Here is a 16,546-nt window from a genome sequence, read left to right as displayed (position 1 = left end):
GACCCCACACACCCGGAACATCAGATCAGAGGCGAGAGTGTGCACAATGTGCACACGAAAAAACACCAAAAAGCCCCTGAACAGGGAAAACACGTGCCCGAGGTGGGACTCGAACCGCATTCCGGCCCTTGCAAACACTGGAAACTCTAGGAAACATGCGGAATCCGAAGCAGTCCGAGGGCTGTTCGACCCAGTCAGAGGCGTAGGGGTGTTGACATTGTCAACACCCCTACCTGCGAGATCTTGAGCAACTCCATTCGACTGCACGGGCATGGATTTCGATGCATGCCCAGCGGTAGACGACCTCCGGACATGGCAGAGGCCCAACAGGTCAAGCGCCCGATGCGAGCCGGGCTCTGGACCGCGCAGCGAAACGCTTGAGTAAACGGTCCAGAGCGGCAACCGCAGTGTTTTCCTGCACGTGCCGCGGCGGGGCTACATGGGGCCCCTACGCCCACTCCCCTAACTAACCCAGTAGTCGACTCAGTATCAGGTAGTTGCATTGACGCACGATCACCGACTTAGGGATGTGACCGATCAAGGCAACTAGGCGAAGGGCTGTTCAGGGACATTCAGAGCTTGGGGGTCTTCTTCGTCAGAGCGATTCTTTAGGAAATCCATTAGTTCGAGATCAAACACATCGGAACAAACTACCTGCTCGTTCTTCGTAAGGCGGAGGAAACGCTCGGCATTCTCCTCGGCGGATTCCTCTATCGTGAATGGGTCATCCGTGACGTCGATCGAGATGTCGTGGTCACTGAGTATCTGCTGACCGCAGTCCACTCCCCCGTAAGAATCAACCCGTGAAGTTTCTATGTATACGCCTAATTTGGTGACTACTATCGTCGCCGATCGAACGTCTGGCCTGATGATATGTCCGTGGCGCTCTCTGAGCTGTGGAAGAACCTCGGCACGTCCAGGGCTGTTCTTGGGCCTCGTCAAAGAATTTGGGGCCGCCTCATCTATGAGGGCCCTGATCGCTTCCTGTGGGGGAACAGCGAAAAACTCTCTACCTGGGTGGACCCTAAACGCCGTAAAGCGGTCATGGAGTTTGGATTCTACACTCTTCGGGTTAGCCACATATTCATCCCACAGGGCGAGCAGTGGTCGTGATCTTCCGGTGGTAAAGAGCTCTTGGACGCGTTCCCCGACCGTTTTAGTGGTAAAGCCGATCTTCACTTCCGACGGGTTTGAAGGATCAAGGAGCACATAGACATATCCTGAGTTTCTTAGTTCGTCTGCCACTTTTCATTTCTTTCTACCTGAACCTTCAGGGGCTCAGAATATGTCGGGAACTTGCCGCGTACGCCCGCACCTTACTTCGAGCCCACGGCAACGGCAATGAGCAAGGTTGGTATGGCAGTTGCACCTGCCTGAAAGAACTACGCCGCTGCCCTTCGCCTGATCAGCATTCGTTTCTTCCTGATAACCGGTAAGTGCGGACATTGCCCACACTTCTAGGACGACTTCCAGTCCTTGCAAACGCTATAGCCAACTTCGGCTCCAATCTAATCATCAACCGCCGCCTCCGACAGCTCGTCCGCGAACGACCGAGCACCCTCGAAGGGTTCAGCTCCTACACGGCCGAACGCGGCATGGACCATGACAGCACACGCGCCGCGGACGCCCATCGGGAATGTCTGGACAGCGGCACGCTAGGCGCGGCAAGGGCCGGCTCTGAGGCGCCGCCCCTTGCCGCGCCCAAAACCAACTCCATCAACGTCCTAGCGCCAGTCCGGGATCCTTCTCATGTCCTCGCGCCAGAGCCGGAACCGTTTCCGCGACTTCGGCCACGGGATTTCGTCGTCACCGCCGATGCAGGAATCCGCCATGCCCGGCACTTCCGCACCTGCCCCGCGCAGCGCCCGCTCCAAGCACTGCCGAACATCCATAAGCCAGACTGCGATCCGCGTGAGCGGAATGCCCGAAAGCCATACCTCTTCGTTGTCCGGGAAGGGCAGTTCGAACACGGCCCACAAGTCGTCCTCCGCGAGCTTCTTGAACCTTTCCAGTTCCTCCGGCCCGCGCATGGCGGCGAGCTTTTGCTGGATCTTGAAGAACAGCTTGGCGTGCTCGGTCTCCATGAGGTTCTTAGCCGACCACCCGTGCTCGTCCCAGTGCTCCGAGATGTTTCGGAGGTGCTTCAGGATGGATTCCTCCACCATCGCAGTCTTTGGTCTTTCAAGGAGCCGGTCCTGAGAACGGAACACGTTATTGATGGCCGAGAGCAGGAACGTCCGCTCGATCCTCTGCTGCATGTCCATCGCTACCGTCGGGACGAACACCGGTGGATTCGGGCCCTTGCGCAACTCGGGCCTTATCTGAGCCAGTGATCTGCTGCTTGCATCCATCCGGGCGATCGCGTTGAAGGCCGAAATGCGCTTGAACCGTGCGCACTGCATCTCCGCCGCTTCGACCCACATGAGCCCCATGGACCAGACCTCGATCTCCGAGCGCGAAGCACGCCCCTGCTGCTTTGTCATGCCATAAATGGTCGCATCGGTATGGCACGCGATTCGAAAGGACGCAGATAGCGTCGTGCCACCCCATACTTGAATCGTGGCAATTGACGAACAGCGCGGCCGCCGAGCCGTTGACGAGACGAGTATCGATACGACGGTGAAGAAACACCAACCGTTCGCGGAATATGAGGTTGCGCGTCTGCGACGAGTAAACCGGGACAAGTCCCCCGCGGAGCTTCTCGACCACGTCACCAAGCACTACCTCCGCAACGCCAGAAGTATTGGCAAGGCGGCTGGCCGAGCGGCGGCTGCTCAAGGAGCACCAGTCCGGTCTACCGCCGATTCGGACGAGTTCAAGCAGGTCTCAGCCCTGCATGTGCTCAAGGTCGCTGAGATCCACGGATTGGACCCCGAGGACTTCGAACGGCGAAGCCAGTTGGTAGAAGCTGTCCTCAACGCGGACATGTTTTCTCGTGCGGCCACGTCGGAGCCGGTGAGGCGTACTGTCAAGTACCTGGCGAAGACGGCGGTGGACAGGATCCCGATGACCGCAATCAAGGCGGCCAACGGCATCCTAGGCCACCATCGATATTTGACCAAACGGGGCAAGTTGGGCGTGGTCATCCTTGACGAGCTCCTCTTCGACGCTCTCAGACTTGGTGTCGGCGCGGGAGGCTACCATTTGTCGGGCGGCTATGTGATTTGGGTGGCCAACAGGATCCTTGACCCGCTTCCCGCAACCTGGGAGGACCTGCAGGCCGATGACGGCGATCCATCCTCCTAGTTCAAGAACCCCGGCGGACTGTGGCCAACAACCGTCCAGTCCACAGCCCCTCCGCCCGTCCACCAAAAAAAGCGGCGCTGCGGGCAGGCATCGCTCGCACCTGAAATACTGCCCTCCATGGACTACCAGCGTGCGTACACGATCAGCCTTAGGAGCTCCCCGACCACAGCGAAAATGGCTTCAGGAGCGAATTGCCGAGGTTCTTTCCCTCCCTCGGACTCGGGGAGCTCGCCGCCAACCGCGGGCCGGACGCCTCGAACTGCTTCTCTCCGTTCCGGACGCGGGAACCCGCTATGAAGTGGAGATCCAGCTCGCGCCACCCACATAATCCGAACCATCGAGTACTGGGACATCGGACGAACCCGGTATCCGCAGTTCGACCATGTCATGGTCATCGTCGCCGAGGACATCACTTCCCGATTCCTGAATGGGATCAGCCTCTTCAAAAACCGCGGTCCCTCTGCTGCAGGTCGGTGGCGTGATGACACTGCACTCAACAACGGTCCTCAACCTGATGCCGGTCAGGGCCGAGGAAGACGACGACGAGCCAGACCAGCGCACCGATCGGGCCTACTGGGAATCGTAGGGCGTGTGCCCGGCGTGTTTCAAAACACTCGCCCCTCTGCCGTCCATAGAAGACGCAACATGCTCGTTATGTCACCATACGGTTACACCCAACCATGACTCCGACGGCAGGAGCACGGACAATCCAGATTCGCGAACTAAACCTACTGACGACCGGAGGAAGCTCGCCGCGAGCGAGCTCCGGGCCGTGAACGCGCGAATCAGCAGCCTCACCGATTGCATGGCGCGCCTCATCGAAGACCCAGGAACGCTTGTCCGTGACGCGGAAGCACCCACACACCGCGCCGTCGAAGCGGCCGTCGCCCTCGACGCGATCACTGACAGTCCCGCACAGCGGCGGAAAACTCGACCTGACCGAGACCGAATCGTACTACTCTTGTCAGAGCGATTTGCAGCCACCCTCGAAGACATCGGTTACCCCAAGCTCAGTGACGCCTACGTCGACTCTGACTTCATCCCCTACGTCCGCGGGCTGACATACACCGAGGCAAGCAGCGGCGGACTTGTGGTCGTCGCGCTCGCTTGGAACCTCGCTCTTTGGGAGATCGGGTTCGAGCAGGACGCAGTCTCACCGGGCCTGCTCATCATCGACAGCCCCCAGAAGAACCTAAGCCATAACGCGCGTCCCGACGACGAGTTTGCTGACGCCACGCTCGTCGACAGGTTCTACGCCCACGTAAAGCGTTGGCTCGCAACTGAAGGGCAAGGGGAACAACTCATCATCGTCGATAACAGCCCGCCCGTGTGGGTCGCAGATGCTGTGGTGATCCGCTTTACTCGCCGCGCCGACGAGTACCCACACGGGTTGATCGCGAATGCGGTCAACTAATGGTGTTTTCCTGAGTGGCCAGGGTACTCGTGGTGGGCGCTTACTTCGCGTCGTGGTCGGTTTCGAGGATGGTCACGAGCGTATCCAAAGCCTGGTCGGCGCCCTCACCTTCTGCTCGGAGGACTATGACATCCCCGTGGGAGGCGCCCAGGCTCATGAGAGACAGGATGCTGGCAGCGTCCATTGCCTCGTCGGCCGGTTCGCCCACATGGGCGATGGTGACCTCACACCTCAGTTCACCGGCGGCTTCAGCGAAGATGGCGGCGGGCCGGGCGTGCAAGCCGACGCGGCTGGCGATGGTGGCGGTACGTTCAGGCATTCAGGGCTCCTTTGGTGTTCGGGTTCCGGTCCAACAAAAAAGGACCCGAGCCCCGGCCCTGGGAAAGCACAAGAGGGCTCGACGATCGGATCCTGCCTGAAAGCCCAGTTACATATCCGGTCCCAGTGTGCAGAAATGTGCAGACGCGCGTCAAATCCGGCGGCGGCTCCGCGCCTACGGCTGCCCGGACTCCAGCCCGTCAACGCCGCACCTGTAGACTCCCGGATCATGAGCTCCGTGCCCCGCACCCCCACAGCAACTATCCGCGCCGTCTTCCTTGATGTGGACGGCACCTACGCCGACTTTGGGGTTGTCCCTCAGGGCCATGTGCAGGCGGTCCGCACTGCGCGGGCGGCCGGACACAAGGTCCTGCTGTGCACTGGACGTCCGGTGTCCATGCTGCCGGAGACCATCCTCGGAGCCGGCTTTGACGGCCTGGTGGCAAGTGCCGGCGCTTATATAGAGGTGGATGGTGCAGTCCTGCTGGACCGCCGGTTCCCCGCCGACCTCGCGGCCAGAACAGTAGCCGCGCTCGACGCCCACGATGCCGTCTACATTCTTGAAGCCCAGGATCACCTCCACGTGGCCCCCGAGGCCGAGGCGCGGCTTCGCGCCATCATCGAAGAGCACTTCCGGCGCGCGCCGGACGGCCAGCCAAAGGGCTCCTCCGCGATCCTCGGATCCGTGCGCGTCACACCAAACCGTGCAACGGCCGCGTTCGCCAAAGTCTCCGTCTTCGAGGCTCCCGTCCCCATGCAGCGCATCGCCGAAGAAATTGGTCCGGACATCGCCGTCGTCGCGAACTCAATCGCCAACGAGGGGCGGCACGCGGGCGAGCTGTACCAGCGCGGCATCAGCAAGGCCGACGGCGTCGCTGCCGTCATTGCCCACTTCGGCATCGAACGCGAAGACACCGTTGCGATTGGCGACGGCCAGAACGACCTGGAAATGATCGCGTTCGCGGGTGTGGGCATTGCCATCGAGGGTTCCTCCCCGGAACTCCTCGCGTTGGCCGACCGAACGGCCGCGCCCCCGCACCGGGAAGGACTGGTTGACGCGTTCACTGAACTTGGCCTCATCTGAGGCACACCTCCCCGGGTAATCCGAGCAATTTGCCTGTGACCCACATCATGGGTACGATGCTTCAAGCAGGCGATGCAGCCTGAAGGATTGTTACTCGGACACGAGGCAAGACCTGAGACGTACGGAAACGTGCGGCTTGGGTCTTTTTTTATGCCCGAAAGACGGAATGGACAGAAAGGCCTGCCATGGCTTCCGTGGACTACACGACGTTGGCCGCCGACATCCTCGAGGGTGTCGGCGGCGAAAAGAACCTTGTGGGGGCAACCCACTGCGCAACGCGGCTCCGGCTGCGGCTGCGGGACGACGCAAAAGCCGATACGGCCGCCGTCGAGAAGCTGCCGGGAGTCATCGCCGTGATGCAGGCCGGCGGCCAGTACCAGGTGGTCATCGGCAACGACGTCCCGCTGGTCTTCGCCGGACTCGGCAAGATCAGCCGCTTCGGCAACGAGGACAGCGCGGACGAGGCACCTTCCCAGGGCAACCTGTTCAACCGCTTCATCGAGATGGTCTCTGCGATCTTCTCGCCCATCCTGTGGCCGCTGGCCGGCTCCGGCCTGCTCAAGGCGTTCCTCAGCATGGCCGGCACGTTCGGGTGGGTGGCGCCGACCAACAACACCTACGTGATCCTCTCCGCCGCCGCGGACGCCCTCTTCTACTTCCTGCCCCTTTTCCTGGCAGTCACGGCAGCGCGGCGCTTCAAAGTCAACCAGTTCACGTCCATGGCCATCGCCGGTGCACTGGTATACCCCAGCATCGTGGCCCTCGGCACCGCCGGGCAGCCCGTGGACTTCGCCGGCATACCGCTGGTCATGATGAACTACACCAGTTCAGTGATCCCCATCATCGTGGCCGTCTGGCTGCAGGGATACCTGGAGCGCTTCCTCCTGAAATTCTTGCCGTCCGCCGTCCGGAACTTCCTCACCCCGCTGCTCACCGTTGCCATCATGGTTCCGCTGACCCTCCTGACGGTTGGCCCCGCCACCACCCTGCTCTCGCAGGGCGTCTCCGCCGGAATCACCGCAATCTTCGGCTTCGCACCCTGGCTGGCCGGCGCCCTCATGGGTGCGTTCTGGCAGGTCTTTGTTCTCTTCGGCCTGCACTGGGGTTTCGTGCCGATCATGACCAATGACCTCGCGACCATCGGCTACTCACTCCTGATGGCGCCGCTGGTTCCCGCTGTCCTGGCCCAGGCCGCCGCCATGGTGGCCGTGGCTCTGCGTACCCGCAGCGCCGCCAGGCGCGGTGTAGCCGCTCCCGCTGCGATGTCCGGGTTCCTGGCCGGTGTCACCGAGCCCGGCATCTACGGTGTGAACCTGCCGCTGAAGAAGCCGTTCTACTTTGGCATCGCCGGTGGGGCCGTGGGCGGGGCCATCGCCGCCATGGGGGGCAGCGCATCCAACGCCTTCGTCTTCGCATCGCTCCTTGCACTCCCGGCGTTCACCGCGGTGGGCAACTTCGTGCTGCTCCTGATCGGCACGGCAGTTGCCATCCTCATCGCTTTCATCCTCACCTTCATCTTCGGTCCCCGCGAAACGGCTGACGCTGTGACGGACGACGCCATTGCAACCCCCGCTGCTGGCGCGGAAACCGCTCCGGTTCCGGCCTCAGCAGACACGACGACGGGCGCACCAGCGGGGCAGCATGCCACCAGCGTGAAGGTGCTCGCCCCCGTCTCCGGCCCGGTGATCGCCCTGGCAGATGTGCCGGACAAGGTCTTCGCCTCCGGCGCCATGGGTGCCGGTGTGGGCATCGTTCCCGAGGAGGATGCCGTCTACTCCCCCGTCTCGGGCACGGTCCACGCTGTCATGAAGACCGGGCATGCCTACGGCATCAAGACCGACGAGGGTGTGGAAGTCCTGGTACACATCGGCATCGACACCGTCCAGATGAAGGGCGACGGTTTCGAGGCCGCGGTGACCCGCGGCCAGCGCATTGAAGCCGGCGACCTCCTGGCCACCATCGACCGTGCCAAGATCCAGTCGGCCGGCTACGACGCCACAACGCTCATGGTGGTCACCAACACCCGCAACCTGACTGCCGTCGTGCCGTTGGGCGAAACGCGACTGACGCGCGGCGCCCCGGCCCTCGACGTCGAACTCTAGAACCTGACCCGCAACGAAAGGACAGCACAGCATGACGCACGCAGCTACCAAACCCGCCACCGGGCCGTTTCCCCAGGGCTTCCTCTGGGGCGGCGCCACCGCAGCCAACCAGGTTGAAGGCGCGTACGCCGAAGGCGGCAAGGGCTTGTCCATCCAGGATGTGATGCCGCGGGGCATCACCGAGCAGCCCACCGAGGGCCCCACCCCGGACAACCTGAAGCAAACCGCCATCGACTTCTACAACCGCTACGCCGAGGACATTGCACTCTTCGCCGAGATGGGCTTCAAGGTCTACCGGTTCTCCATCGCGTGGAGCCGGATCTTCCCCAACGGCGACGACGCACAGCCCAACGAGGAAGGCCTTGCATTCTACAGCCGGGTCCTCGACGAGCTGGAGAAACACGGCATCGAACCGATGGTGACCATCAGCCACTACGAGACGCCGTTGAACCTGGCGCGCGGCTACGGCGGCTGGACCAACCGGCAGCTGATCGGATTCTACGAGCGCTACTGCCGTGTGCTCTTTGAACGCTTCGGCAGCCGCGTCAAATACTGGCTGACGTTCAACGAGATCAACTCGGTCCTGCACGAGCCGTTTATGTCCGGCGGCATCCCCAGCCCGCGGGCGGAACTGACCGACACGGACCTGTACCAGGCCATCCACCATGAACTCGTGGCCTCCGCACGGGCGACGCGCCTGGCCCGGGAGATCATGCCAGCGGCGAAGGTGGGCTGCATGATCCTGGCCCTGCCGGTCTACCCGCTCACCCCCTCCCCGGATGATGTGGTCAGGACCATGGACACGGCGCACGCCAGCTACGCCTTCGGCGACATCCACTGCCGCGGCGCCTACCCGGGGTACCTGCTGCGGTATTTCCGCGACAACGGCATAGACCTGGAGATCACGGACCAGGACCGCGAAGACCTCAAGAACACCGTGGACTTCGTCTCCTTCAGCTACTACATGAGCATCTGTGAATCAGCGGACCCGGACGTGGAGAAGGGGCCGGGCAACATCATGGGCGGCGTTCCCAATCCCACGCTCGAGGCCTCCGAGTGGGGCTGGCAGATCGACCCGAAGGGCCTCCGCGTGGTGATGAACGACTACTGGGAACGCTGGCAGAAGCCGCTGTTCGTGGTGGAAAACGGCATCGGCGCCAAGGACGTCCTCGTGGAAGCCGACGGCGGCCTGACCGTGGATGACGACTACAGGATCGACTACCTGAACGACCATCTGGTGCAGGTGCGCGAGGCGATTGCGGACGGCGTTGAGGTCCTTGGCTACACCGCCTGGGGCTGCATCGACGTGGTCAGTGCCTCCACGGCGCAGCTGAGCAAACGCTACGGCTTCATCTACGTGGACCGAGACGACGACGGTTCCGGTACGCTCAACCGGTACCGGAAGAAGTCCTTCGGCTGGTACCAGGAAGTCATCTCGAGCAACGGCGCAGCGCTGCGCTGACACTAGTGTGGCGGGGCCCACTTGGGCCCCGCCCGTCCACCCACCAAGGCAGGAGAAACAACGACGTGGAAGTCCTGCGCGTCTTCAACAACAACGTGGTCCTGGCACGCGGGAACGCGGGCCGTGAGGTAATCCTCACCGGCCGGGGGCTGGGATTCCAGGCCAAACCGGGTCAGAAAGTGGACCCGGCGAAGGTGCTGCGCACGTTCGTTCCCGAAGACGGCCGCGACCCCGACAACCTCGGCGCCATGGTGGCCGCCATCCCGCCGGAACACCTCCTGTTGGCGGAGCAGGCACTCGAGGCCGGGCGCGCCGAACTGCCCATTCCGAACAGCTCCGTCCTGTCCGTGGCCCTCGCGGACCACCTCAGCTTCGCCATCAAGCGGCTTCGCCAGGGAATCGCCTTCGATTACCCGCTCCGCGCAGAGGTTTCCCATCTCTATCCAGCAGAGCTGCGGGCAGCACGACTGATCCTCAACCACGTCAACGCTTCACTCGAGGCACCGCTGGCTGACGATGAGGCAGTGGCCATCGCGCTGCACCTTGTCAACGCCGGCTTCGCGACCGGCGACCTGTCCTTCACCTACCAAATGACGGGCGTGTTCACCCAGCTGTTCGAGGTCCTTGAACAGGCTTCCGGACGCCCCTTTGACCGGGACACCGTCAACGCAGCCCGGTTCATCACTCATCTGCGCTACTTCTTCGTGCGGGCGGGCTCCGGCAAGCAGCTGGAGGAAGGAGCCAGCAAGCTGCGCATCGCCATCCGGGATTCCTATCCGGACGCCTATGCCACGGCCCTCAAGCTCCAGGCCGTCCTGGAACTCAGGCTCGGCGAACCCCTCACCGAGGACGAGGTCACGTACCTCACCCTGCACGTGGCGCGGCTGGTGGACGAAGACCGTAGTTAGATCTGCTGAGACCGGAACTCATCTTCGGCTGCCTGACGCCCGTCACCGGACTGAACGCCGACGGTCGCGATCCCTCGCGTAGGCGTCGAGGTGTTGCAGAAGGATTTCCGACTGGAACACACAGTCATGACTGAGCGGGTATCGTCGGCGCAAAGGTCTGGGGCGACGGCGACCCCGAGGGCGTCCGCCAGCGCGCCGCGGAGGAATGAAACACACCGCCCGGCTCGCCAAGGCACTCGGCGTGGACACCGTCGTCACCACCAGCGCCATCCGAACCGAACCCGACGCACTGAAGAAGCTCGGCGTCAACGACTTGTGGGGCCCGGAGACGAACGGCAGGCTGTCGGCCCTCACGGTCTAGCCTCTGAATCGGGAGTGAAGATCTCTGTAGCGGTAGATGAAGAGATCCAGGAAAATCTGCTCGGGCTGATGGTCGAAGTCATGCCGCGTCGTTCCTTGGCTTCTATGAACAAGCAGAAGTCCATCGCTGCTTGTCATTCTGGTATCCCCATGATCGCTGGGCGGGTCCTCCGCGCAACCAGGGCGCTACCGCGCCGACCCCGGGATCGAAAACTTCTCCAACCCCAAGCTATCCGCGCTGTGCGATGAAGTTTTCGCCCCCGGCGCCGGTCCCCCAAGTTGCACTCCAGCCCCTCAGCCCAGCGGGTGGTCCCCTACCAGAACGACACCCAGAACCAACAACCGCAGAAAACACAGCAACACAAGGGTGAAGGGAACAAAAGGATCATGGACAAGCTCACGATCAAAACACCATCAGACGTCCTCAGCTTCATCGGACACACCCTGGGCTTCTGGCCAACGGAAAGCCTGGTCTGCATCACCCTGAACAACAACGGCATCGGCGCGACGCTGCGCATTGACCTCCCCCGCCAACCTGGCCAGGATCTCCCCTACGCACGCACAGTCGCCCACTACCTGACCAGCGACACGACCGCCACAGCCATCCTCTTCGCCGTCTACACCAACGAAACTGCCCACCACGGACAGGCCAAACCGTATGCCGGCACCATCGCCGCGCTCACCGGGGTCCTCGCAGAACAGGGCATCACCATCAGGGACGGACTCTTCGTCGGAGACGAAACCTTCTCCCCCTACGACGACGAACCCGGCACCAGCCTCGCCCTGCCCGTCAGTTCTACCCAGACCAGCGCGATCAACGCCGAATTCATCTATCGCGGCAGCTTCATCGAACCCACCAACCACATCGCCCTCCCAACCACCGGCCAGGAAGCAGCCAAGGCCACCGCCGTCGAACACCAAATAGAAAGCATCAGGACCCAACCAACCGACGCCGCGCTCCAGCAAGGCCGGAAACTCTGGGCAGACATGCTCGATTCCAAGAACCTCCCCAGCGATGAAGACTGCCACGCCCTCGTCGCAAACCTGCAGTTCCCGGAGATCCGTGACCGGCTCATCGCCGACATACCAGGGCTCGACGAACCCATGCAACAGGTCCTGTTCGCCCAAACCAAAGAGCCCCCGAAATGGTCACGCATCGAGTGGGCACAACAACTCCTCCTCCACGCCTACACCCGCACAAGCGCAGAGCATTCAGCACCGGTCCTCACGGCCATCGGCTACATCAACTGGTGGGAAGGCAAAGGCAGCAAAGCACACCAATTCCTCCAGCTAGCCCTCGACTCCGACCCCGCCTACCGCCTCGCCCGCCTCAGCGACCAAATGATCGGCTCCGGCATAGTCGCTGGCTGGAACATGAACAAAAGCACCGCCTACAAGACACTGCCGTTCGAGTAGGCCCCTCAGGCACTCGGCTGCCCATCATCCGGGTGTTTTCACACCGGTCATCTGCTGCTGTTGAGGGGCAGCCCCTACAACTCCAAGTTCCAGCCAAAGACAACCCCGCATCGACCCCAGCCACGACCGCCAGAGTCACCCTAATGTTGGCAACATGGTCAGAAATCAAGGGAGTGTCAGGCCCGAGCAGCACATCGGCTTGTCTGTCGACTGCAGCCGAGTCATGACTGACTACGCCAAGTCTGTCCGGGCCGCCACCGAAGGACGCGCCAGCGTGGTCTGTGCGCCGCATTTGCCCACTTCTTACGGAATTTCGGCTGTAGTAACCTCTCGAAGTCGTGCCCTGAGGACCGGATCTTCCTGTCTGAGGAGCGTGCGCGCTGTGCATCGAGGCGCAGGATGCTGTTTATGAGCGGCAGCGGCGACGGCGTTGAGTTCATCGTGTAAGCGCCCGAAGGCGTGAATCGATCAGGGCCTCGGCATCCTGAACAATTCTAACCACCAAATCTCGGCAGTCGGGTACGTCGTGGATCAGTCCTTGGACCATTCCCACGGTCCAGACACCATGCTCGGGATCACCCTCCGAGTAGACCTGTCTGCCTCGAGCCCCGGCCACCAGTTCCCTGACGTCCTCGAATACACCGCCCTTGGCCAAGACCTCCACTGCCTGGCGGCTGACCGAATTGCTCGCTACACGCGAGGTATTGCGCAAGGGGCGGAATATGAGCTCTGTGTCCAACTCAGTAGCCGCAACAATCGCATCCTTGATCCTTGGGTGGATCGGGGATTCCCGGGTGCACATGAACCTCGTCCCCATGCTGATCCCGTCAGCTCCGAGTGCTAGGGCCGCGACCAAGCCTCGCCCGTCGGCTATCCCTCCCGAGGCCAACACAGGAATTTGGAGCAGGGCTGTCGCAGCAGGAATCAAGACAAGCCCTGGAATATCATCCTCGCCAGGATGACCGGCGCATTCGAACCCATCAATGCTCACGATGTCCACCCCTTGCGACTCGGCTTTAAGTGCATGCCGCACGCTGGTGCATTTATGAATGGTGGTGATCCCGTTCGCCTTAAAGACCTCCACGAATGAACCCGGGTTGTTCCCGGCGGTTTCCACGACAGAGACCCCTGAGCTCACAATTACATCGCGGTACTCCTCGTAGGGAGGTGGAGTAATGGATGGCAGGATGGTGAGATTCACGCCGAATGGGCGGTCAGTCAGGTCTTGGCAGCGGCGAATCTCCCGTGCCAGATTTTCCGGTGAGCCAGTTGTGAGCGCACTGATCACGCCGAGCGCGCCAGCGTTGGAGACAGCAGCCGCGAGTTCGGCAGTAGCCACCCACTGCATACCCCCCTGAACTATGGGATGTTCGATGCCAAGAATGGTCGTTGCCCGTGTTTTCATGACTGATTTCCTTCCGGTGCCACGAAGCGGAGATGTCCCGCAACGCAGGCGGGCCGCTCTGATCCCGCAAGTTCCATAGGTGTTCCGGACGAAGATCCATGCTGCACGGTTGGACGGCGTCACGGCCATCTGCTGAATCCCGCTTCGGATCCCCGACTCTACCGACAGCCGAGAGGGAACCTTCCCTCCGGCCCGCTGGACACATGCCCAATTCCCCTTGTGCGCCTTTTACTAGCGTCGACCGCACGGTGAAGCTCTGATTGCATCGTCCTCACAGTCCGTACCGGCGGATTCTCTCGTAAAGCGTTCCGCGCGAGATTCGTAGTCGCTCTGCGGCGTCCGATTTGTTCCCAAGGCACTCACGCAGCACAGACGCAATAACCTCCCGCTCTGCCCGTTCAAGCTGTCCTAGCGCCGGCGGAATTACTACCCTCGGAGCGGCTAAACCCCTTGCGACCGAACGTGCAAGGCCTGCGAGATCAAGTCTGCTCAGTACTAACGAGCAACCCTCCGTGGTCCGCGGCGGCATCACAGGGACAATTTGCGCTCGAATGCCCATCGGTAGGACGAATTCCCTAGTAAACGGTCCGGCCTCCTCGACAAAGCTCCACAACTGCTCTCGGTCAAGTGATAATCCGCCAAGACCGTCTTCGGCGATCATCGTGCGGCGGTCCAGGGTAATGACGGCCGCTCCTGTACCCGCCTTGACCCGCAAGTGGGCATCGAGGAGCCGCTGGTGGCGGGCGCACGAGAGACGCGTCAGGGAGTCCTCTATCCCACTCAGCATCATATTGAGTGCAACCTTTAGGTGCGGGCTAGGTTCGCCAGCAAGTGACGTGACATTTACGGCGCCAAGCAACTTTCGAGTGATGGGATGCAGGACTGGACTCGCCGCACAAACAAGCTTGTGCATGCGCTCATCCAGATGGTCAGTTCCATGGACGACTGTGGGGGCACGTGTCGCAAGCGCGACGCCCACTCCATTCTTGCCCGCAGAACGCTGGGCCAAGTCGGCACCCTCGCTGACATCTGCCCGCGCGAGATGCCGGCGGAGGCTCGGTGCCGCCGCCCAGTCGTAAGTCACCTTTCCATTGGCGTCCGTGATGGCGAGCCAAGTCGTTGTCCCTTCGAGGGCCGCCTCCGTTGAGGTGAGCGCTCTTCGCGCGACGCTGAAGAGAGTCGCTTGCTCCTCAATGGAATTCGACATCTTGGTGTTCCTTCGCGTCATTGCGTTGATGGATCGTCCCGCTCGGCGGGCTGTTGCAGGTGCACGGAATCGATCTGTTCCGGTCGATTTAGTTCGAATCGGAGTCCTGTTAGTCGGGCTTGCCAGCGGAACCATGGCCGTAAGTTGAAGTCCTCTGAACTGAGAAGCAGGGTAAGGCCGCGACTGGCGAGTCCTGCGCCTTTACGGCGAACCCATAAGGACTCATCGGAATTCCGGGGACAGCCGAAGGCTGGACTTGCATATGCAAAGCCAGCCTTCGGCGCAGTCAGCCACGCTACAAGCGATCTGGGGAGACTACGTTGTGGGGTCCACCAGCAGCTTCATTTTTTGGCCGGCACGGAGCTGTTCGAATCCCTTTTCGACCACGCCGCTGAGGGGAACGTCCTCCACCCATCCGGTGGTATTGTAGTGGCCTTTTGCCATGAGGTCGATGACTGCGGAGTAGTCGGCTGCGGTGTAGCAGATGGTGCCTTGGATGCGTCGTTCGCGGAGCACGAGGTTGATGAGGGGTGTGGGGAGGGGTTTTTCGTAGATTGCGACGCTGATCAGGGGGCGGCGTTCGCCGAGGCATTCGAGGGCTGATTGGACTGCGGGGGCTACGCCGGCAGCGTCGAATGCGGCGTCGACTCCGTTGCCGTTGGTCCGGTCGGCGATGAGGGCGGTCACGTCCTGTTTGGTCGGGTCCAGGGTGCGTGCGCCGAGTGCCTCGATGGACCTGCGGCGGGTCTCGGATGGTTCAACCACATCGATTTCGGTCAGGCCCATCCCGCGCAGTGCGAACCAGAGGCCGATGCCGATGGGTCCTGCGCCGTAGATTAAGGCCCTGCTTTGATCGTTGACTTCACCGAGCGTGGCCGCGTGGTAGGCGACGGACATCGGTTCGACCAATGCTCCCTGCTCCAGCGAGACGCTGTCGGGGAGTTTATGGACCTGGTTGCTGGGCACGACCGTGTATTCCGCCATCCCGCCGTCGGCCATCAGCCCGTGGAAGCCGATCACATTGCATAGATTGTAGTGGCCGGTCCTGCACGGTCGGCACTCACCACAGCGATATATGGGCTCGATGGTGACGCGGTCGCCCTCGCGAATATCCGTGACGTTTGGGCCGATCTCGGTGACTACACCAGAGAATTCATGGCCCAGCGTCAGGGGCAGGCATTGTCCTGTGAGCGGGTGAGGGTCCGTGGGCGGTATGAAGATCGGCCCGTCGTAGTATTCGTGGAGGTCGGTGCCGCAGATTCCGTTGCGGCTGACTTTGATCTTCACCTGGCCTTCGCCTGGGGTTGGTTCCGGTACGTCTTCGATTTCAAGTTTGTTTTTGCCGTAATAGACTGCTGCGCGCATGGAGTCTCCTAGTGTTGTGTCGGGCCTCAGATGATGCGGATGAGTTTCTTGTTCGCGAACTCGTTTAGTCCGAATTTGGCGAGTTCGCGGCCTATTCGCCCTACGGGCTCGGCAGCGCGGTCTTCACCGACGACGAGCAGCCGGCCGACTGCAGCCCGGGAAGGATGGCTTGGCAGGCTGTCCTTCCCGGGCCGGCGGTGGTGGTGCTGATCAGGCCGGGGTCAGGATGTCGGCGTCGGTTGCGAAGTTCGGGTACTTG

13 protein-coding genes and 1 pseudogene are annotated in these 16,546 nt (G+C 61.9%); 8 read left to right on the top strand and 6 right to left on the bottom strand.

Translation table 11 applies throughout. The annotated features are described in order from the left end of the window. Nucleotides 1-546 precede the first annotated feature (546 nt). A complete protein-coding gene (locus ACX80V_RS16735; RefSeq protein WP_485844084.1) occupies nucleotides 547-1,245 on the bottom strand; it encodes a GIY-YIG nuclease family protein in 699 nt (232 codons plus the stop codon). A gap of 479 nt (nucleotides 1,246-1,724) precedes the next feature. Then, nucleotides 1,725-2,483: a hypothetical protein gene (locus ACX80V_RS16730; protein WP_485844083.1), complete on the bottom strand. Its 759-nt coding sequence runs from the start codon at nucleotides 2,481-2,483 to the stop codon at nucleotides 1,725-1,727. A 76-nt stretch (nucleotides 2,484-2,559) separates the two neighbouring features. Between ACX80V_RS16730 and ACX80V_RS16725 the strand changes: the two genes are divergently transcribed. Continuing rightward, nucleotides 2,560-3,246, top strand: a complete 687-nt coding sequence (locus ACX80V_RS16725; protein WP_485844082.1) for a hypothetical protein — start codon at nucleotides 2,560-2,562, stop codon at nucleotides 3,244-3,246. Nucleotides 3,247-4,207: 961 nt separating this feature from the next. Further along, entirely contained in the window at nucleotides 4,208-4,660 is a 453-nt protein-coding gene (locus tag ACX80V_RS16720; protein ID WP_485844081.1) for a hypothetical protein, read from the top strand. A gap of 40 nt (nucleotides 4,661-4,700) precedes the next feature. Here the strand turns inward: ACX80V_RS16720 and ACX80V_RS16715 are convergent, their stop codons facing one another. Then, nucleotides 4,701-4,979 carry an HPr family phosphocarrier protein gene (locus tag ACX80V_RS16715; protein WP_485844080.1) on the bottom strand — a complete coding sequence of 93 codons (279 nt, stop codon included), beginning with the start codon at nucleotides 4,977-4,979 and terminating at the stop codon, nucleotides 4,701-4,703. Nucleotides 4,980-5,207: 228 nt separating this feature from the next. On the opposite strand from ACX80V_RS16715, the gene ACX80V_RS16710 reads away from it, so the two are divergent. From ACX80V_RS16710 to ACX80V_RS16685, 6 genes and pseudogenes are all read left to right on the top strand, one after another. After that, complete coding sequence (locus ACX80V_RS16710) at nucleotides 5,208-6,062, top strand: HAD-IIB family hydrolase (protein ID WP_485844079.1); 855 nt, start codon at nucleotides 5,208-5,210, stop codon at nucleotides 6,060-6,062. 185 nt (nucleotides 6,063-6,247) lie between these two features. After that, on the top strand, nucleotides 6,248-8,164 hold the full coding sequence (locus ACX80V_RS16705) for a beta-glucoside-specific PTS transporter subunit IIABC (RefSeq protein WP_485844078.1): 1,917 nt from the start codon (nucleotides 6,248-6,250) through the stop codon (nucleotides 8,162-8,164). A 31-nt stretch (nucleotides 8,165-8,195) separates the two neighbouring features. After that, nucleotides 8,196-9,626 carry a glycoside hydrolase family 1 protein gene (locus tag ACX80V_RS16700; protein ID WP_485844077.1) on the top strand — a complete coding sequence of 477 codons (1,431 nt, stop codon included), beginning with the start codon at nucleotides 8,196-8,198 and terminating at the stop codon, nucleotides 9,624-9,626. A gap of 65 nt (nucleotides 9,627-9,691) precedes the next feature. After that, nucleotides 9,692-10,534 (top strand): PRD domain-containing protein, encoded by an 843-nt coding sequence (locus ACX80V_RS16695; protein WP_485844076.1) that lies wholly within the window; start codon nucleotides 9,692-9,694, stop codon nucleotides 10,532-10,534. A gap of 140 nt (nucleotides 10,535-10,674) precedes the next feature. Continuing rightward, nucleotides 10,675-10,790, top strand: a pseudogene (locus tag ACX80V_RS16690) (sugar phosphate isomerase/epimerase); the annotation flags it as partial. Nucleotides 10,791-11,281: 491 nt separating this feature from the next. Beyond that, nucleotides 11,282-12,310 (top strand): DUF4192 domain-containing protein, encoded by a 1,029-nt coding sequence (locus ACX80V_RS16685; RefSeq protein WP_485844075.1) that lies wholly within the window; start codon nucleotides 11,282-11,284, stop codon nucleotides 12,308-12,310. 436 nt (nucleotides 12,311-12,746) lie between these two features. On the opposite strand, the gene ACX80V_RS16680 is transcribed toward ACX80V_RS16685, so the two are convergent. The 3 genes from ACX80V_RS16680 to ACX80V_RS16670 form a co-directional block, all read right to left on the bottom strand. Next, a complete protein-coding gene (locus tag ACX80V_RS16680) occupies nucleotides 12,747-13,715 on the bottom strand; it encodes an NAD(P)H-dependent flavin oxidoreductase (RefSeq protein ID WP_485844074.1) in 969 nt (322 codons plus the stop codon). Nucleotides 13,716-13,986: 271 nt separating this feature from the next. Next, nucleotides 13,987-14,922 (bottom strand): helix-turn-helix domain-containing protein, encoded by a 936-nt coding sequence (locus tag ACX80V_RS16675; RefSeq protein ID WP_485844073.1) that lies wholly within the window; start codon nucleotides 14,920-14,922, stop codon nucleotides 13,987-13,989. Nucleotides 14,923-15,237: 315 nt separating this feature from the next. Beyond that, nucleotides 15,238-16,287 carry a 2,3-butanediol dehydrogenase gene (locus ACX80V_RS16670; protein ID WP_459310267.1) on the bottom strand — a complete coding sequence of 350 codons (1,050 nt, stop codon included), beginning with the start codon at nucleotides 16,285-16,287 and terminating at the stop codon, nucleotides 15,238-15,240. Between the last annotated feature and the right edge of the window lie 259 nt (nucleotides 16,288-16,546).

The sequence above is a fragment of the Pseudarthrobacter arbutini genome (genome assembly GCF_054510915.1).
This window is presented reverse-complemented; position numbering and strand designations above follow the sequence as displayed.

Excerpts from the sequence above, each read along its gene's own strand:
- ACX80V_RS16730 (WP_485844083.1), bottom strand. The coding sequence starts at position 2,483 with ATGACAAAGCAGCAGGGGCGTGCTTCGCGCTCGGAGATCGAGGTCTGG.
- ACX80V_RS16715 (WP_485844080.1), bottom strand. The coding sequence starts at position 4,979 with ATGCCTGAACGTACCGCCACCATCGCCAGCCGCGTCGGCTTGCACGCC.
- ACX80V_RS16700 (WP_485844077.1), top strand. The coding sequence starts at position 8,196 with ATGACGCACGCAGCTACCAAACCCGCCACCGGGCCGTTTCCCCAGGGC.
- ACX80V_RS16680 (WP_485844074.1), bottom strand. The coding sequence starts at position 13,715 with ATGAAAACACGGGCAACGACCATTCTTGGCATCGAACATCCCATAGTT.
- ACX80V_RS16670 (WP_459310267.1), bottom strand. The coding sequence starts at position 16,287 with ATGCGCGCAGCAGTCTATTACGGCAAAAACAAACTTGAAATCGAAGAC.
- ACX80V_RS16710 (WP_485844079.1), top strand. The coding sequence starts at position 5,208 with ATGAGCTCCGTGCCCCGCACCCCCACAGCAACTATCCGCGCCGTCTTC.
- ACX80V_RS16685 (WP_485844075.1), top strand. The coding sequence starts at position 11,282 with ATGGACAAGCTCACGATCAAAACACCATCAGACGTCCTCAGCTTCATC.
- ACX80V_RS16675 (WP_485844073.1), bottom strand. The coding sequence starts at position 14,922 with ATGTCGAATTCCATTGAGGAGCAAGCGACTCTCTTCAGCGTCGCGCGA.
- ACX80V_RS16705 (WP_485844078.1), top strand. The coding sequence starts at position 6,248 with ATGGCTTCCGTGGACTACACGACGTTGGCCGCCGACATCCTCGAGGGT.